General features: G+C 31.2%; 18 protein-coding genes. 14 read left to right on the top strand and 4 right to left on the bottom strand.

What is annotated here, in order from left to right; translation table 11 throughout:
* Positions 1–22: 22 nt before the first annotated feature.
* A complete protein-coding gene (locus KVH43_RS04260) occupies positions 23–1,093 on the top strand; it encodes a tartrate dehydrogenase (protein ID WP_276572122.1) in 1,071 nt (356 codons plus the stop codon).
* Positions 1,094–1,112: 19 nt separating this feature from the next.
* Here the strand turns inward: KVH43_RS04260 and KVH43_RS04255 are convergent, their stop codons facing one another.
* Positions 1,113–2,570, bottom strand: a complete 1,458-nt coding sequence (locus KVH43_RS04255) for an aminoacyl-histidine dipeptidase (protein WP_218283632.1) — start codon at positions 2,568–2,570, stop codon at positions 1,113–1,115.
* 779 nt (positions 2,571–3,349) lie between these two features.
* Here KVH43_RS04255 and KVH43_RS04250 point away from each other — a divergent pair.
* From KVH43_RS04250 to KVH43_RS04230, 5 genes are all read left to right on the top strand, one after another.
* Positions 3,350–4,141, top strand: coding sequence for an alpha/beta hydrolase (locus KVH43_RS04250; protein WP_218283631.1), 792 nt, complete (start codon positions 3,350–3,352; stop codon positions 4,139–4,141).
* A gap of 173 nt (positions 4,142–4,314) precedes the next feature.
* Positions 4,315–4,737 carry a HutP family protein gene (locus KVH43_RS04245; protein WP_218283630.1) on the top strand — a complete coding sequence of 141 codons (423 nt, stop codon included), beginning with the start codon at positions 4,315–4,317 and terminating at the stop codon, positions 4,735–4,737.
* Between the two features lie 234 nt (positions 4,738–4,971).
* Positions 4,972–5,985 carry an ABC transporter substrate-binding protein gene (locus KVH43_RS04240; protein WP_218283629.1) on the top strand — a complete coding sequence of 338 codons (1,014 nt, stop codon included), beginning with the start codon at positions 4,972–4,974 and terminating at the stop codon, positions 5,983–5,985.
* On the top strand, positions 5,985–6,878 hold the full coding sequence (locus KVH43_RS04235) for an ABC transporter permease (RefSeq protein WP_218283628.1): 894 nt from the start codon (positions 5,985–5,987) through the stop codon (positions 6,876–6,878). The genes KVH43_RS04240 and KVH43_RS04235 overlap by 1 nt, the downstream gene beginning before the upstream one ends.
* The gene (locus tag KVH43_RS04230; protein ID WP_218283627.1) at positions 6,853–7,647 is read left to right on the top strand and encodes an ABC transporter ATP-binding protein; all 795 of its coding nucleotides are present in this window, start codon (positions 6,853–6,855) and stop codon (positions 7,645–7,647) included. The genes KVH43_RS04235 and KVH43_RS04230 overlap by 26 nt, the downstream gene beginning before the upstream one ends.
* 210 nt (positions 7,648–7,857) lie before the next feature.
* On the opposite strand, the gene KVH43_RS04225 is transcribed toward KVH43_RS04230, so the two are convergent.
* On the bottom strand, positions 7,858–9,084 hold the full coding sequence (locus KVH43_RS04225) for an IS110 family RNA-guided transposase (protein WP_218283626.1): 1,227 nt from the start codon (positions 9,082–9,084) through the stop codon (positions 7,858–7,860).
* Positions 9,085–9,433: 349 nt separating this feature from the next.
* Here KVH43_RS04225 and KVH43_RS04220 point away from each other — a divergent pair, with 349 nt between their 5' ends.
* The gene (locus KVH43_RS04220) at positions 9,434–10,378 is read left to right on the top strand and encodes an AEC family transporter (RefSeq protein WP_218283625.1); all 945 of its coding nucleotides are present in this window, start codon (positions 9,434–9,436) and stop codon (positions 10,376–10,378) included.
* Positions 10,379–10,418: 40 nt separating this feature from the next.
* Here the strand turns inward: KVH43_RS04220 and yugI are convergent, their stop codons facing one another.
* Positions 10,419–10,811: a S1 domain-containing post-transcriptional regulator GSP13 gene (yugI, locus tag KVH43_RS04215; protein ID WP_218283624.1), complete on the bottom strand. Its 393-nt coding sequence runs from the start codon at positions 10,809–10,811 to the stop codon at positions 10,419–10,421.
* Positions 10,812–10,963: 152 nt separating this feature from the next.
* On the opposite strand from yugI, the gene KVH43_RS04210 reads away from it, so the two are divergent.
* The 5 genes from KVH43_RS04210 (at position 10,964) to KVH43_RS04195 (ending at position 13,779) form a co-directional block, all read left to right on the top strand.
* Complete coding sequence (locus tag KVH43_RS04210) at positions 10,964–11,290, top strand: ArsR/SmtB family transcription factor (RefSeq protein ID WP_218283623.1); 327 nt, start codon at positions 10,964–10,966, stop codon at positions 11,288–11,290.
* Between the two features lie 43 nt (positions 11,291–11,333).
* Entirely contained in the window at positions 11,334–11,588 is a 255-nt protein-coding gene (locus KVH43_RS13365; RefSeq protein ID WP_338028360.1) for a hypothetical protein, read from the top strand.
* A 12-nt stretch (positions 11,589–11,600) separates the two neighbouring features.
* A complete protein-coding gene (locus KVH43_RS04205) occupies positions 11,601–12,281 on the top strand; it encodes a permease (protein WP_338028359.1) in 681 nt (226 codons plus the stop codon).
* 11 nt (positions 12,282–12,292) lie between these two features.
* Positions 12,293–12,526 (top strand): thioredoxin family protein, encoded by a 234-nt coding sequence (locus KVH43_RS04200; RefSeq protein WP_218283622.1) that lies wholly within the window; start codon positions 12,293–12,295, stop codon positions 12,524–12,526.
* Positions 12,527–12,639: 113 nt separating this feature from the next.
* The gene (locus KVH43_RS04195; RefSeq protein ID WP_218283621.1) at positions 12,640–13,779 is read left to right on the top strand and encodes a Rossmann-fold NAD(P)-binding domain-containing protein; all 1,140 of its coding nucleotides are present in this window, start codon (positions 12,640–12,642) and stop codon (positions 13,777–13,779) included.
* Between the two features lie 654 nt (positions 13,780–14,433).
* On the opposite strand, the gene KVH43_RS04190 is transcribed toward KVH43_RS04195, so the two are convergent.
* A complete protein-coding gene (locus KVH43_RS04190) occupies positions 14,434–15,450 on the bottom strand; it encodes a hypothetical protein (protein WP_218283620.1) in 1,017 nt (338 codons plus the stop codon).
* A 686-nt stretch (positions 15,451–16,136) separates the two neighbouring features.
* Here KVH43_RS04190 and glsA point away from each other — a divergent pair.
* The gene (glsA, locus tag KVH43_RS04185; RefSeq protein WP_218283619.1) at positions 16,137–17,054 is read left to right on the top strand and encodes a glutaminase A; all 918 of its coding nucleotides are present in this window, start codon (positions 16,137–16,139) and stop codon (positions 17,052–17,054) included.
* Positions 17,055–17,081: 27 nt separating this feature from the next.
* A complete protein-coding gene (locus KVH43_RS04180; RefSeq protein WP_218283618.1) occupies positions 17,082–18,512 on the top strand; it encodes an alanine/glycine:cation symporter family protein in 1,431 nt (476 codons plus the stop codon).
* Positions 18,513–18,539: the final 27 nt, after the last annotated feature.

Below are 18,539 nucleotides of genomic sequence, written 5' to 3'. Positions count from 1 at the left end.
AATATACGGAGGAGGAAGAATTGTGAAAACTTATAAGATAGCAGTAATTCCTGGAGATGGGATTGGTATAGAAGTTATGCAGGAAGGGATAAAGGTATTGAATACATTAGAAAAATTAAATAAAGATATCAAGTTTATTTTTGATTGGTATGATTGGGGCTGTGAATATTATTTAACTACTGGAAAAATGATGGATGATGATGGAATTGAAAAATTAAAAAGCTATGATGCTATCCTTCTTGGTGCAGTAGGATTTCCGGGAGTGCCAGATCATATATCCCTTCGAGACTTATTGCTAAAAATAAGACAGGAATTTAATCAATATATAAATTTAAGACCTATAAAGCTTTTAGCAGAAGAGGACTGTCCTTTAAAAAATAAAGGAGTAAAAGATATTGATATGGTTTTTGTAAGGGAAAATACAGAAGGTGAATATGCAGGGGTTGGAGGTATCCAAAGAGAAGGAACAGAGGAAGAATTAGCTATTCAAACTAGCGTATTTACTAGAAAAAATACAGAAAAGGTAATGGAGTATGCTTTTAGATTGGCAAAGAGTAGAAATAAACTCAACAAGGTTACTAGTGTAACAAAATCTAATGCATTAAATTATAGCATGGTTTTTTGGGATAAAATATTTAAAGAAAAAGCAGAACAGCATAAGGATATAAAAACAGAAACCTTTCATGTAGATGCAACTTCTATGTATATGATTCAGCGTCCAGAAAGCTTTGATGTAGTGGTAGCTTCTAATCTTTTTGGCGATATTCTTACAGACCTCGGAGCAACGCTACAAGGAGGGCTTGGGTTTGCTGCTGGTGCAAATATCAATCCTGAAAGAGAATATCCATCTATGTTTGAGCCTGTTCATGGTTCAGCACCAGAGATTGCAGGAAAAGGAATTGCAAATCCTATTGCTATGATCTGGACAGTAAAAATGATGCTTGATTTTTTAGAGCATGAAGATTTAGGACAAAAAATAATGGGAGCTATTGAGGAAATATTAAAGGATCGAAAAAAGCTTACTCCTGATTTAGGTGGGAATGGTACTACTAGTGAAGTAGGAGATATGATTTGTGAAGCTATAAAAAAATAAGATCAGGCAAAGCCTGGTCTTATTTTATTTCCTTTAATACAGCAAGAAGATAATTCCAAGTTCTTTCTGTAGAAGATATGCTTAAATGTTCATTTGGTGTATGTACATCGAACATATCAGGACCTATAGAAATCATATCTAAATCATTGATTTTTTCTTTAAACAATCCACATTCAAGTCCTGCGTGGATAGCTGTTACTTTAGGTTCTTTTCCATATAGCTTTTTGTATACATCTACAAATATTGGGCGAAGCTTTGAATCAGGATTATATGACCATTCAGGATAGTCATCACTAGCTATAAATTTGCATCCTAAAAGATCAGCAACAAGCTTTGATTGATCTAATATATTATGCTTTAAGCTTTTTATAGAGCTTCGAACAGCACTTTCAAATATTACTTCATTATCAGTTGTTGTTACAACTCCTAAATTTGTGGAGCTTTCTACTAAACCTTCAATTTCCATACTCATAGTTTGAATGCCATTTGGAATAAGAACAAGTGATTGCACTGCTTTTTTAGCGGTTTCTTTTGAGAATGCTTTTTCAAAGGTATTTTCTAATTTTTTATAATCTATATATATTTCTGGATCAGAAGCTTTTAATTCATTTTTAAAAATATTATTCCATTCATTGATTTTTTCTTCCAATTTAGATGCATGCTTTGGATTGATTAAAATAATCGTATCAGCTTCTCTTGGAATTGCATTGTTTTTAGATCCACCACTGATTTTATGAATAGTATAATCAAAGGTATTTAATAAATCATTTAAAAATCTTCCCATTAATTTATTAGAATTTCCTCTTCCTTTTTCAATGTCTGATCCTGAGTGACCACCATGAAGTCCTCTTATGCTGATTTCATAAGCTATATCATTTTTATTTGGAGATTCCCAAACAATTGGAAGTATTTGTCTTGCTGTGATTCCACCTGCACAGCTTACTAAAAGAAAACCCTCTTCTTCAGAGTCTATATTTATTAGAAATCTTCCTGTAATATTTTTTGGATCTAAAGCGATAGCACCGTCCATACCAGTTTCTTCTGATGTTGTAATAAGTACTTCCAAAGGAGGATGAGGAATATCATCAGATGCTAAAATTGCAAGTCCATAAGCTATAGCAATACCATCATCAGCTCCAAGTGTAGTATCCGTAGCATAAATCATATCTCCTTCAATTCTTAATTTTATAGGGTCTTTTTCAAAATCATGGATTGTATCATTATTTTTTTCACATACCATATCCATATGACCTTGAAGAATAACAGTAGGTGCATTCTCGTAGCCAGCTGTTCCTTTTTTCTTAATGATCACATTAAGAGCTTCATCTTGTATAACTTCTAGTTTATGTTTTTTCGCAAAATTAACTAAATAGTCGCTTATTTCTTTTTCGTTGCCAGAGCCTCTAGGGATATTTGATATTTCTTCAAAATACTTAAAAACAGAGGTTGGTTTTAAATTTGCTAAAACGTTACTCATTATTATCATCCTTTCTTTTCTTTAAAGCCTAAAACTATTATAATATTATTTTGAATATATGTAAAATTATTACACGATTCAATTATTTGTAAACTTCACCTTGTTTTTCCATGCAAATTTTGTTTTAGTACGTATATGTTTTATTATTATCATTCTCTATAAGATATTGTTATCGGAATAAGTTATTATTGAGATCCATTCTTCTTTTATTTCTACAGTTTTTTCATTATATCAATATATATCATCTATTTATGATCTACTCTTGATATTGAGTCTTGTTCCTAATGTATTAGAGATGTTGCTTTAATGCTTATTTTATCTATTTCTTTAAATATATTCCTAAGGCGTTGTGATGCATAGCGCAGGTCAGTACAATTATTATATAATGGGACAAGACTATTATAATAAGAATTTTTACTAAATAAAGACAAATCACAGTTCTTTGGTATTAATTCATTTTCTAATTCTATAATTTTTTTTAAAGCTTGTATATCTCTATCAGTAATTTTTCTACCTTCATTTGAATAATGACATAAAGTTAATAAATAACTATGGAAATTGTTTATATTAAAATCAAATGTTTTATTTAAATGATGCTAATTTTTCACCTTATATAATAACAATATATGACATATAGTGGTATACTATTAAGTATAAGTTAATTAGTGATTGTAAAATATGATGGATTAATTTTATTGAAGCCGAGCTTTCGAAATGAAAAATATGGTTAATGGTGGTATTAGAAACATAACAATTTAAGTTCAAAAGGTGGTATAAAAATGAGTAAATCAAAAGTAGAAAAAGTAAATTTTTATAGTGATGTGCTTGGTAAAGAAATGTCAATGTTGGTGTATTTACCTGAATGTTATAATAGTTTAACTCCTCTACCTGTATTATATTTTCTACATGGAAGAAGTGGGAGTGAAAACTTAATGCTTGAAATAGATATAAATACTAAAGTTGATCGAATGATAAAGAACGGGGAAATTAAGCCTATGATAATTGTATGTCCAAGAATTGAAAACAGCAGAGGAGTGAATTCATCCTTAATCTGTAAAGAGGTACCTGATCCTGGAGATAATAATAGAATCATAAATTTAGGAATGTATGAAGATTACTTTATGAAAGAAATAGTACCTTTAATAGATAAAACGTTCAATACTATAAAAGATAGAAAAGGAAGATATCTAGGAGGGATATCTGCTGGGGGTTATGTAGCTCTTCACAATACATTTCGACATCAGCATATGTTTTCAAAAGTAGGAGGGCATATGCCTGCTTTAGAACTGGAACTTGCAGATGAAGACAAGCCATATTATAAAGACATGGATGTATGGAAAAAATATGATCCAATATATATTGCAAGAAACAATAATATTTCTTCTGATATTGATGTCTATCTTGATGCTGGAGATAAGGATGAAGGTAGATTTTACGAAGGTTGTTCAATTTTACATAAAATATTGAAAGAAAAAGGCATAAATTCTCAAAATCATGTATTTCATGGTAATCATAGTGCTGAATATATACAATCAAATATTGAAAAATATCTAAAATTTTATGGATGTTAATATTTTTTACCCTCCTAGAATATTTGGACAATATATTTTGATATGATAAGATTAGTATGTATAAATGGAAAATCAAAGAGTATTGTTAACCATTAATAAGCTATAAGTTAGGTACTCTAAAGATAACAAATAAATCAAATAAAATATTGGAAGGAATAAAGAGGAGGAAAATCATGAAATATGACAGTATTGATGTTGCTAGAGCAGCAGTTAAAATAGCTATTTCTTCTTCAAGAAGTGGAGAAGAGGAGATGATAAAAAAGTTTAAAAATATAGGAATTAAAACGGTAGCTGTTGATATAGGTGGAAATTTAATTGATTCCATTCCAAAAATTATAGAAAGAGCGATTATTTCAGCAAGGAGAACAGGTGTGATTGTAGAGTCTCATGTTCATGACGGGGCTGTTGCAGGAGCAGCTAGAGAAGCCATAATGCAGGTAGCAGCAAAAGCAAATGGACTTAATGTTGGCGGGAAAATAGGCATTGCAAGATATGGAGAACACTTAAGTGTATGTATTTTTATGAGCATAGGATTACTTCATTTGAATGAAGTTGTAATCGGATTAGCGCACAGATCTATTCCTGATATAAAATAATTTTTAAATTTTATATTTGGTATTGACATATATATGAATTTTCTGTATAATCAGATTTAATTTAGTAGGTTGGTAGAGCTTGTTTCATAAATGTTATTGAAATATGTAGGTGGGTAGTTTTGTAGGAAATAAGGTAAATCACCCTTTTTAAAAGGGCTTGTTTTAGTGTACAAAAATACTCTCCTTGTGGGAGTTTTTTTATTTTAAAAAATAAATATTTAGGAGGATGGTAGCATGGTAGGAAAAATTTTTTCAAAGAGAATTTTATTATTATTGTTAGGCTTGTTATTATTGGCAGGATGCACAAATAAGAAAGCTTCAACAACCTCAAAGGAAGATAGCAAAGAAAGCACCATAAAAATAGGGATTACTCAAATTGTAGAGCATCCAGCCTTAGATGCAGCAAGAAATGGCTTTATTGATGCTCTAAAAGAAAGAGGATTTAAAGATGGAGAAAATGTAGAAATTGATTTTCAAAATGCACAAGGGGATATGCCAACAGCACAAACAATTGCACAAAACTTTGTAGCTCAAAAAAAGGATATGATATTGGCTATTGCAACACCAACAGCTCAAGCAGCTTTTAATGCTACAAAGGATATTCCTATTATCATCACAGCTGTAACAGATCCTAAAGAAGCAGGACTTGTTTCATCTTGGGAAAAGTCAGGAACAAATGTTGCAGGAACAAGTGATATGGCACCTATTAAAAAACAGTTTGAGTTAATAAAAAAATTAGTGCCTGAAGGGAAAAAAGTTGGGATTTTATATAATACAAGTGAAACAAATTCTGAAATACAAATCAATCATGCAAAAAAAGTAGCACCTGAGTTTGGGTTAGAAATAATTACAGCAGGGATTACAAGTGTGAATGAAGTACCACAAGCGTTAAATGAACTAATTGATAAAATAGATGTTTTATATACTCCTACTGATAATCTTGTTGCTTCAGCTATGCCTTTAGTATCAGCAGAATGTATAAAAAATCAAATTCCAATCATTGGAGCAGAAAAGGCGCATGTAGAAAATGGAGCGTTGGCTACAGAAGGAATTGATTACTATCAATTAGGATTTCAGACAGGACTTTTAGCAGTAGAAGTAATCAAAGGAAAAGCTCCAAAGGATATGTCTATAGAGACTTTAAAGGAAACTGAGCTAGTAATCAATTTAGATACTTTAAAAGCATTAGGGATAAAACTGCCTCAGGAATTGAAGAATAAAGCAAAATTATTAGGAGGCGATCAATAATGAGCTTTTGGTTAAATATTTTAGAACAAGGACTACTATTTGGGGTAATGGTTCTTGGTGTATATATTACTTATAAGATATTAGATTTTCCAGACCTTTCAGTAGATGGCAGTTTTCCATTGGGAGCGGCTGTTACAGCTGCCCTTTTGGTTATTGATATTAATCCATTTGCAGCAACAGCTGCTTCATTTATAGCAGGTATGATTGCAGGAGGTGTTACAGGATACCTTCATGTAAAATTTAAAATTACTAATCTATTATCAGGTATATTAGTGATGATTGGGTTATATTCAGTTAATCTAAGGATAATGGGAAAAGCAAATGTTCCCTTATTTAATAAACAAACTATATTTAGCAGTAGCTTAGAATCTATTTGGATTATTTTTATATTTGCCATTTTATTGAAGCTTTTATTAGATTTCTTTTTAAAAACAAAATTTGGGTTTGTTGTAAAAGCTACAGGGGATAATCCTCAGCTGGTTACATCTCTAGGCATTGATATAGGTAGGATTAAGATAATTGCTCTTATGCTTTCAAATGGACTAGTAGCATTATCAGGTTCACTTGTTGCTCAATATCAAAGATTTTCAGATGTTGGCATGGGGACAGGAATTATTGTTATGGGTCTTGCTTCTATTATCTTTGGGGAAGCTATTTTTAAAAGAGTTCCTTTGATTGTTCCTACTACAATGGCTCTGTTAGGATCTATCTTATATAAAACCAGTACAGCTTTTGCATTAAAGCTTGGATTTCCACCAACTGATTTAAAATTGATTACAGCTATTATTGTTGTTATAGCATTAGCAGTCAATCAGGGAAAAAATCCTTTCAAAGGGAAGAAATTATTTTCAATAGGGGGTGAAGCTGTTGCTACTAATCCGAAATCTGTGTAAAACATTTAATAAAAATACGGTTAATGAAAAAGTTGTTTTTGATAGATTTTCATTGGATGTAGAAGAAGGAGATTTTATTACTATTATTGGAAGTAATGGGGCTGGAAAATCAACACTTTTAAATATGATAGCTGGTTCTATTCAAGCAGATGAAGGTTCTATTCTATTAAAGAACAATGAGATAGTATATGAGCCGGAATTTAAACGTACAAGAATGATAGGAAGAGTGTTTCAAGATCCTACTATGGGAACATCGCCTTCAATGAATATCATAGAAAATTTGTCTATGGCATTGAATAAAGGGAAGAAATTTAATTTATCAATGGGCGTTTCCAAAAAAGATATTCCATTTTTTAAAGAACTTTTATCTAAGCTTTCATTAGGACTTGAAAACCAGTTAAATACAAAGGTAGGATTATTATCAGGAGGTCAAAGGCAAGCATTATCTCTCCTTATGGCTACTCTATCCAAGCCTCATATTCTCCTTTTAGATGAACATACAGCAGCGTTAGATCCAAAAACCTCTGAGAGGATTATCAATTTGACAGAAAATATTATAAGTGAAAGAAAAATGACAACACTTATGGTAACACATAACTTAAATCAAGCCATAAAACTAGGTAATCGGCTTATTATGATGCACAAAGGAAAAGCAGTATTAGATATTAGAGGAAAAGAAAAGAAAAATTTAACAATAGAAAAGCTTTTAGCTTGTTTTGAAAAGACACAATCAGAGGATTTATTGAGTGATCGCTTGCTGTTTTCATAAATAGCAAGTGATTTTTATGTAGTTGACAGATTTTGCATAATAAGATAAATTTAGAGAAAAAGAAAAAAGACTTGTGGTAATAAGTCAAGATGAAAACAGATAATTTTTTACTAAATTTATGAAAATATTTCTTAAAAAAGGCATCACTTAATAAACCTAAGGAAAATTAGGCATAAAACGAAAGGATTACGCATCGAATATTATTCGATATTATACACTCCTTTCAGGTGCATAAAGTTGGTGATTGCGTAGCAGCACATCCACCATGCGCACAAATTTTCTTGCGGTAAGGACGAGGGCTCTTTTATGTTGATGTTTGGGAACTTCATGATACTTTTTGAGATAGTATTCTCTATAAACGGGTTCATTTCGCATAACTGAATTGGCAGCTTCAATCAAGTAATAACGAAGGTAATGATTCCCCGTTTTGGTCATAGTCGTTCTTTCAGCTTCAAAATTGCCGGATTGTTTTCGTTTCCAGTAAAGACCTGCATACTTGGCAATCTTCGCTTCATTTTCAAATCGTTCAATTTGACCGATTTCGGCGATGATACCAGCAGCATAAACTGGTCCAATACCAGGAATACTGAGCAATGATTTAGATTCGGGCAGAACTTCAAACAGTGCCTGAATAGCTTTATCAAGTTCTTTGATTTGCTTTTTTATAGTTTTGATCATCATAGCGTATGAAGCTAAGACAACATCGACTGAATTCTTCATGACTTTTCCTAGTCGATAAGAGTCTCTAATGGCTTTGGAAAGTGACTTTGCAAGCTTTTGAGGATTGCTAAAGCGACCGCGACCTTTTTGTTGTAAAACAGTTGCCAAATCTTCCAAAGACATATTGGCAATGTCTTCAAGAGACATAGAGTCTGTTAGTAAGTCCATCATAGTTGAACCAAAGACAGATGTATCGATTTCTTTAGTGAGGGTATTACATTTGTAATAAAGATTTTCTAAAAAATGTTGCTTCATTTCAGTCAGTTGACCAATGAGCTGGTAACGTGATCTAGTTAATCTTTGCAAAGCCATATATTGTTCTTCTTTAATCAAAGAAATATTGAAACGATCAAAACGAAGAAAGTCTGCAATACGGTAAGCATCTATTTTATCGGTTTTGTCTTCTTCAAAGAGTCCTTTAAAGCGATGAATGGTCTTTGGATTCATGACAACAACTTCGATTCCTAAGGACTTTAATTCAGCATCTTCTGCTAGGAAAGCTGAAGGATGAAAACTGTAAACAGAAGTGGCTTCCATACCAACAATGATGCGCTTATATTGGATATGCTCAGTAAATCTTATAATATGCTCTTTGATTTTACTAGCACCAATGATATTATTTGGTAGTGAAATCTCAAGCAGAATTTGATCTTCACTATCAAGAAAACAAATGTCAAGTTTTTCAGAACTAACATCAATACCAATAAACAATTTCATGGATAGGACCTCCTTTCTATGAATTTGGAACGGCTTGGATACTGAAACCTATCCCTAGTTACCAACAGGGTGGCAACAACCTCGCTTATGAGTATTCAATACTTGCCAATCATAAGCTGCTCCGAAGCTGCTAACATTCGGTATGACAGGCAAGAGATACAGCTTGTGAGTTTGCAGTACAACTGTTGGCTGGGAGACAGTCTTTCAATGCAGTCTTGCTGCAGGAGACATCAGCCTTTTTCCAGATAGATCCTTATTCCATACTTCTATTATCTAGGAATAGGGCTCAATATCCAAGTCAATAGATAATAATTTATTACTTAAACTTATTATACGAGGAGATAGTAAATTGATAATAGCAGATGCTGTACAAAGTGTGTTGAGTATAGTGATTATGATTGGTGTAGGATATTTTTTAGCGCATAAAGGATGGTTAGATGATAAAGCTTCTAAATTATTTTCTAAGCTAGTAGTAAGTGTATCACTACCGGCATTGATGTTTTCAAATTTAATGAAGAATTTTAATAAGGACATGCTGATGGAATCAAAGCTTGGAATAGGGATAGCTTTTTTTACCATGTTTTTAGCTTATGGAGTGAGTATCCTCATAGCAAGGCTTTTGAAAATTCCTCCAAATAGGAGAGGATTATTTCAATCTATGTTTGCTTTATCAAATACGATTTTCATAGGACTTCCTGTAAATTTATCATTGTTTGGTGAAAAAAGTGTTCCAATGGTACTGCTTTATTATATTGCAAACACTACTACATTTTGGACTATTGGTGTGTATAATATTCGAAAGGATAGTGGAAGAAATGATCAAGAAGGGATTTTTACACTAAATACAGTTAAGCGAATTTTTTCTCCACCACTGATGGGTTTTTTAGTAGCACTTATTTTTATATTATTAAAAATAATGTTGCCGAAGTTTATTATAAACAGCTGTAGGTCTATAGGAAATCTTACTACAGCACTTTCTATGTTTTTTATAGGAATAATTATTCATGAAATCAATATAAAGGATATTCGATTTGATAAAAATATGATTATGCTTTTGATTGGAAGGTTTATATTTTGCCCATTGATCGTTTTTTCAGCTTGCTATTATTTTGATGTACCTCTATTAATGAAAAAGGTATTTGTTATAGAAGCTGCTATGCCAGTAATGACTCAAAGTGCAATCGTGGCGCAGGCATATGAAGCAGATTATAAGTATGCAACAGTGATGGTTAGTGTGACTACTATTGCAAGTTTAATTTTTATTCCTTTTTATACAGCGTTATTAAGTTTATAATGAAAAAGAACCCCTGTTATAAAGCAGTGGGTTCTTTTGATTATTTTTTTGATTGTTCTAACCAAGCTTTTAAGTGCTCTCCAAGAGAGTTAAAGCTTTCTCTATTTTTTGGGTCTTGATAGTTCATTCCACTCTTTTTTTGTCTTGGACGGCGAGGACGTTCTGATTTTCCTTCAGTAGCTTCAGGAGCTGGTAATGTTTCACGAATAGAAAGTGAAATTCTGCCAGATTCTTCATCTACTGATAATATTTTTACTTTTACTTCATCCCCAATAGAAAGATGTTCGTTAATATTTTTTACGAAACCGTGAGCGATTTGTGAAATATGAACTAATCCTTCTTTTCCTTCTTCTAATGCTACGAAAGCACCGAAAGGCTTGATAGCAGTTACTTTTCCTACTATAATGTTTCCAACTTCAATATTGTTTGACATAAGCACACTCCTAATTATCTTATTTTCCTTATCTAGTATACCATAATAGAAGAAAAAAACAAGGAAAGGAAAGATGAAAAAAATAGTTGCATTGATATATTTCTTAACATATAATTATATTATAATATTCTAATATAGTAAGGAGAGATAAAATGAATGCAATGTATTATGAATTATCTTCATCACTATTAAAAGCATTAGCTCATCCAACTAGAATACAAATTCTTGAGAGGTTGAAAGATGAAGAAGCGCTTTGTGTATGTCACATATATGAAGATTTAGAATTAGAGCAATCAAATGTATCTCAGCATCTTAAGATTTTAAAGGATCAGGGTATACTTTCAAGCAGAAAGGAAGGACTACAGGTTTTATATAGTGTAAGATATAGAGAAATATATACGGTTTTAGAGGTAGTACAGGATATTTTAGCAAAAAAATTAAAAGAGGCACATGAACAATTAGAAATGAAGAAAAAATAATTTATGTATATTGTGGAGAAAATTAAGAAGGGAGGAATTTTTAATGTTAAAAGGATTTGCCGATTGGTTTGTAGAAAAGTTATTAGGGCTAGATTTACATTCTAGATTAGGAGATAGTGTAAATTTTTTCATATATGATACACTAAAAATCATTTTACTTCTTAGCTTTATGATTTTCACTATTTCTTATGTGAGAAGCTATTTTCCACCAGAAAAAGTAAAAGGAATGCTTTCAAAGTTTGGTGGTATTTGGGCACATGTAGCAGCAGCTATATTAGGAGTATTATCTCCTTTCTGATCATGCTCGACAGTGCCTATATTCATAGGCTTTGTGGAATCGGGTATTCCACTTGGGGTTACATTTACATTTTTAGTTACATCACCTATTGTTAATGAAATTGCATTAGGATTTTTATTCATAAGCTTTGGATTTAAGATAGCATTTCTTTATACGGCAGCAGGAATGGTGATAGGAATTGTTGCAGGAATTGTTATTGAAAAGCTTAATTTAACGCATTTAGTAGAAGAATATGTTTATCAGATGCATATGGGTGAAGCAGTCATCGAAGAGATGAATCATAAAAAAAGAGTAAAATTTGCTTTTAATGCAGTAAAAGATATTGTAAAGAGAGTATGGATTTATGTAATATTAGGAATTGGTATAGGGGCATGGATTCACGGTTATGCTCCAGAGGATTTTTTAGTAAAATATGCAGGACCTAATAATCCATTGGCAGTATTTGTAGCAGTTGTATTAGGAATTCCTCTTTATTCAAATGCAGTAGGAACAGTGCCTATTGTAGAGGCTTTGATTAATAAAGGGGTAGGAGTAGGAACAGCTCTTTCGTTCATGATGAGTGTAGTAGCTTTATCATTGCCTGAAATGATTCTTTTAAAGCAGGTGATGAAACCAAAGCTTATTGGGATATTTATTACTATTACAGGAATATCTATTATATTTGTAGGGTATTTATTTAATATTATTTTATAGGAGGGTTATTTATGAATATTAAGATTTTAGGTGGAGGATGTAAAAACTGTACAGCACTTTATGAAAATGCAGTACAGGCAGCGAAAGAACTAGGAATTGATGCAGAGTTTGAAAAGGTAACAGAAATGAAGGAGATTTTATCCTTTGGAGTAATGAAAACTCCAGCTATAGTAGTAGATGGAGCTGTGAAAGCTTCTGGAAGAGTGGTTTCGAAGGATGAAGTAAAGGAAATGTTAAGTAAGTAGAGAGACTATTTGATGTCTCTCTATTTTTTTAGGGGTTGAAAAAATGTATTATAAATATTAAAATAATTCATAAAATAGTAGATATAGTATAGGAAATGAAAGGGTGAAGCTATGTGCAAAAGATTACTTCAATAGGATTGCCTAAAATATACGGTATTAACGGTGAGATTAGAGCTTTTCTTCCAAGCTTTATTGAAAAGCTGTGTTCATATGATATAGATATTTTTTTGGAAGAAAATTATGGAGTTGAAATGGGTTTTCACAAGGAAGATTATTTAAAAGCTAATAATAAAGTGAAATTTGTACCGCATGAAGAAATTTATAAAAAGGATTTAGTAATTGTACTAAAGGCTCCAAAGATTCAAGAATTAGAAATGATGCCAAAAAAGAGCAGCTTAATTTCTATGCTCCATTATGATTCAAGACCAAAGATTGTTGAAAAATTAAAAGAAAAAGAAATTATTTCCTATTCTATGGATTCTATTGTTGATGATGAACATAATCGAATGGTAGTAACATATGAATTAACAGCTTTAGGTGGTATAAGAGCTGCTTTTCAGGAAATGAAAAAAAGAAAAAAAGATTTCTTTTCAAGGAATAGAGGACCTATAAAGGTAACGATTATTGGAATGGGTCAGTTAGGAGTAAGAGCAGGAAGAATATGTATGTCTTTTGGAGATGAAGCACTATTAGATAAGATAATAGAACAGGATTTGCCGGGTGTTATGGTGCAATATATTGGAAGACATATTACAAAGCATAAAAATTTATTACCAGATATTTTTTCTGATACGGATTTATTGATAGATGCAACGAGGAGAATAGATTTTTCTAAATATATTGTTCCAAATGAATATATCAAGTTTTTAAAAGAAGATAGTATTATATTAGATTTGACAGCTGATCCTTACGATGCATCTGTATCACCTATTCAGGTAAAAGCTATTGAAGGAATTCCTCATGGAGATGTAAAAAAATATATATTTGAAAAGGATGATATTGCTTATAATGATATTCCATCTCAGGTTAGTACAAAACATCGAAGAGTAACGCTTAGCTGTAGTGGTTGGCCTGGAGTTCTTCCAAAAGAATCTATGAAGATTTATGAAGAAAAGCTAATGCCTTTTGTGGATGTTCTTTTAAAGAAAGGACATAATATTACTTTAACAAGCAATAATCGTTTTGAGAGAGGTTTATATAGAGGAACTTTAGATTATTTCTTAAATTTGAATCAATATGAGGACAAGATATAGTGGACAAGCTTTACATATCCACAAATACTTGTGGATATATGTGGATAACTTATAAAAAATAATCAATAAACTTCAACTATATCATTATAGATATAACGATATTTAGCTGTGTTTAAAATGATAAAAAATGGAATAGGATTGTGATATAATAGAATAGGATAATATATGTTAAACTAATGGTTAGAGCATATTAAGTCATTTTTTAAATTGAAGGGAGTATTTATGAAAAAAAATATATTATTTTTTCTATTCATACTAAATTTCCCTATATATAGATATTTATGTAACATTTTTTTTTGGTAACATATATGAATTTTTTAAATGTGTTGTATTTTATACTGATAAATTGAAATTTTTTAAAGGAACTGCTAATTATTGCATTGATGCAACTTTAGGAATAATAAAACTAATTATTTTTATTACTTGTTGTTTATTGATAATAGTTATAGAATACTGGAGTATAACACATATTATTTAGTGCAAACTAAAAAGCAGAATTCATTCTCAAAGAAGATGTTTTCTGCTTTTTATAATCCATTATTAAGTTTAATGATTTAATCTAAACCACCATCAATAGAAAAACAGGTATTAAGTTTAATGATTTAATCTAAACCACCATCAATAGAAAAACAGGAAGTTTTGAGTGGTTTTTATTTATTGTGCAGTATAGTCTGTAAGTCCTTTTCCTAAATTTAAATCTTCAATAACCTTCTGACGAAGCTTATCTGATACTTCAATGATTGTATCATCTATTTTTGCTTCATTCTTTTCAATAGCTTCAATATACTCTTTTATAATCTTTGCAGTAGTTGTTGTTGCATTTTCAGTAAGCAATTTCTGATAACTGTTTAAAATTTTATTATTAACCTTATTTGTTTTAACGTCTAATAATGGCATGTTTTGTGATCCATTCATTAAAGTATTAATATACATCATATATAAATTGGCTACTTCTTTTCTCATTTGACTTTCTTTATATTTTTTCAAATATTCTTCTGCTTTTAATGCTCTATTGCTTAATTCATCCCAAGAGATACTCACCTTATCTCCATTCCATGTAAGATGATTTGATTCCCTAGATACAATATTTATAAACCCTTTCATTTCATCAGATACATAAGGCATGTATTTTTTCAAATATCCATAATCTATTATTGGATAAAAAGAACCTTCTAATGTAACGAGCTTATATCCACCCTTAACCATTTCTACTACAAGCGCTTTTAAATCTTCATCTTCTATTGCTTCTATCTTTCGCTTATTGAATTTATATCCGAAAATTTTGTGCAATTTATTTTGTTTTATAAAATCATCTTCTAATAAGCTATCAGTATATTCAGATTTATATTTGTTTTGTACTTTTTCTAATCCTATAAGGAGTTCATCTGCATTTTTTTCAGATAATACATATATATTTTTATCGATAAATGCAAGTACCTCATACGGCTTTTTGTTTGCAAGTATTTCATTATAATGCATCATAATTTTTTCTTCATCTTCCTCTGATAATTTTTTCTCATCCTGATCATTTTTGTCTTTTTGTATAGGTTTTTCTACATCTTTATTGACTTCTTTATTTTTATATACTTCATCAGATACATTTTTAGTCTTTTCTGTACACCCTCCTAATACAATAAAAACTGCTAAAATAAGTATCAAATATTTTTTCATTGTTATCTCCCCTTTATGCCTCTTTATGATTGCTATATTGATGAAAAGCTTATTTTTTACTACCATATATATATTACTATAGTTATCATGGTAAAATGTTACAAAACCGTTACAACATAATTACATCTTTATATCCGTTATGAACTATTTTTTTATATTTCGTTTCTTTTTTATCTATATATAGGCAAACAACATCAACATAAAAAAAGAAATATATAAAGATAAGTGAATGACTTCGATAACTTTTGTAAAAAAACTTACTGAAATTTCATGAAAAATACGTTAAGAACCTTCATTGTTTGAACGAAGTGAGTTTTGAAGGTTTAGTATTTTTTCATGGAATGAAGTTTTGTTTTTTCAAAAGTTATCTGGAATGAACTATCTTTTATATTTCATTTTGAAGTTGGATCCATATATATATTGATGATATAATAAATAAACATATAACTTGCACATTTATGCATAGGATAAATAGTGCTTTGGGTCGACAATTATGCTATAATATAACTACCATCGCACCACAAATTTAAAGGTAGTATGCTTTCATGAATTTTCACAAAACTACAAAACTAGAATTTCAAAGCTATTGCATATTCATTATTTAAATATTTCATTATCGTAAATATTGTTAGATAGCTGTAAAAAACTTTAGCAACTATATGTTTATAACAAGGGGGTGACGATGCATGGAAGAATTGCTAAAAACAATAATAGATAATAATAGAATTTGGACAAAGCATGGCAAAGTGGCATCATATATTCCAGAACTTGCAAAAGCGAATCCAGATGCTTTGGGTATTCATATCTTTGATTTAGAATGTAATGAATTTTACGCTGGAGATTATGAGACAGCCTTCACTATTCAAAGTGTTTCGAAGGTAATTACCCTTATTTGTGCATTGATAGATAAAGGGAAAGAAGCTGTATTTTCAAAGGTTGGAACAGAACCTTCTGCTGATCCATTTAATTCTATTATAAAGTTAGAAACAAGAAATTCTCATAAACCATTAAATCCTTTTATTAATGCTGGAGCAATTGCTTGTACATCTTTGGTTTCTGGTGATAATGGTATTGAAAAATTTGAACGTGTTATTGAGATGGTTAAAAAAATGGCAAACAATCCTAATATTCAAGTAAATTTCAACGTATACCAATCAGAAAAGCTTACAGGTAATACAAACAGAGCTATTGCTTATTATTTAAAGGGAGCAAATATTATTGAACGAGATGTAGAAGATGTACTAGATGCCTACTTTAAATTGTGTTCTATTGAAGTTACTGTAAAGGATGTTGCTACAATCGCAGCAGTTATTGCCAATGGAGGAATTACTCCGTGGTCTAATGAAAGGATTGTTCCTAAAGAAGTAAATCAAATTGTACAAGCTATTATGATGACTTGTGGACTATACGATGCATCAGGTGAATTTGCTGTGAAAATTGGAGTTCCTTCAAAAAGTGGTGTTGGTGGATGTATCATGTCTGTTGTTCCAAAGAAAATGGGTATTGCTGTAGTGGGACCAGCTCTTGATGAAAGTGGAAACAGTATTGGAGGAAAGAAAGTTTTAGAAGAGCTTTCAGAAAAATTAAATTTAAGCATATTTTAAGTAAAAAATTTAAAGGAGCGTGTTTACATGGATTTTTTAAATGCAATAGTTGGTACTGGAAATACGATATTGTGGTCTTATCTTCTAATTTATATGTTGATTGGTCTCGGCCTTTATTTTACTATAAGAACAAAATTCGTACAATTTAGATTGTTCGGAGAAATGTTCAAGCTTCTTACAGAAGGTGCCAGCAAATCTGTTACAAACAAAGAAAAACAAGGCGTTTCATCATTTCAAGCATTCTGTATTAGTACTGCATCTCGTGTTGGTACAGGGAACCTAGCAGGGGTAGCTATCGCTATCTCAATTGGTGGTCCCGGAGCAGTATTTTGGATGTGGTTGATCGCTTTAATTGGTGCTGGTTCAAGTTTTGTTGAAAGTACACTAGCTCAAATTTATAAGGTAAAAGACGAGCATGGTTATAGAGGCGGTCCTGCATACTACATGGAAAAAGCACTAAACAAGAGATGGATGGGATTATTATTCTCTGTTTTAATAACTTTATGCTTTGGTTTAGTATTTAACTCTGTACAAGCAAATACAATTTCCCTTGCATTTGAACAGGCATTTGGTATTCAAAGATGGATAGTAGGTTTAACTCTAATGATCTTAACAGCTATTATTATATTCGGTGGTGTAAAAAGAATTGCAAAGGTTGCTGAAGCTATCGTACCAGTTATGGCAATTGCATATGTATTAGTTGCTGCATTTGTTCTTATTAAAAATGCTTCTCAAATTCCATCTTTATTTGCATTAATTTTCAGTAGTGCTTTCGGATTAAAAGCTGCTGTTGGAGGAGCTGCTGGTGTAGCTATTAAACAAGCCCTTATGCAGGGAATTAAAAGAGGTTTATTCTCAAATGAAGCAGGTATGGGTAGTGCTCCAAATGCTGCTGCAACAGCTGAAGTAACACATCCTGTAAAACAAGGTTTGATTCAAACACTAGGGGTATTTACTGATACTTTATTAATCTGTAGTGCTACTGCTTTTGTTGTTATATTATCAGGAGCTTATACAAATGGTGATTTAAAAGGTATTCAACTTACACAAACAGCTTTAAGCACTCAAGTAGGTGCTTGGGCAAATACATTTATAGCTGTCTGTATATTGCTATTTGCATTTAGTTCTATCGTTGGAAACTACTATTACGGTGAATCCAATATAGAGTTTATGAGTGGAAGCAAAACCTGGCTATTTGCTTATAGAGTAGCTGTATCATTAATGGTTTTATGGGGTTCTGTGCAAAAAATTCAAATCGTTTGGGATATGGCAGATTTATTCATGGGAATGATGGCTGTAATAAACTTGATCGCAATTGCAATGCTTGGAAAAGTTGCTTTTGCTGCTTTAACAGATTACGTAGAACAAAAGAAACAAGGAAAAGACCCAGTATTTTATGCAGATAGCATTCCAGGACTAAAAAATATTGAGTGCTGGGAAAAAAGAGAAAACGCATAAAATAATAATATAAAAAAATCATCTACA

The sequence above is a fragment of the Crassaminicella indica genome (genome assembly GCF_019203185.1).
In the GTDB taxonomy this organism is placed as follows: Bacteria; Bacillota; Clostridia; order Peptostreptococcales; family Thermotaleaceae; genus Crassaminicella; species Crassaminicella indica.
Note: the sequence above shows the minus strand (reverse complement) of the source record. Positions and strands in the feature narration are given on the sequence as shown.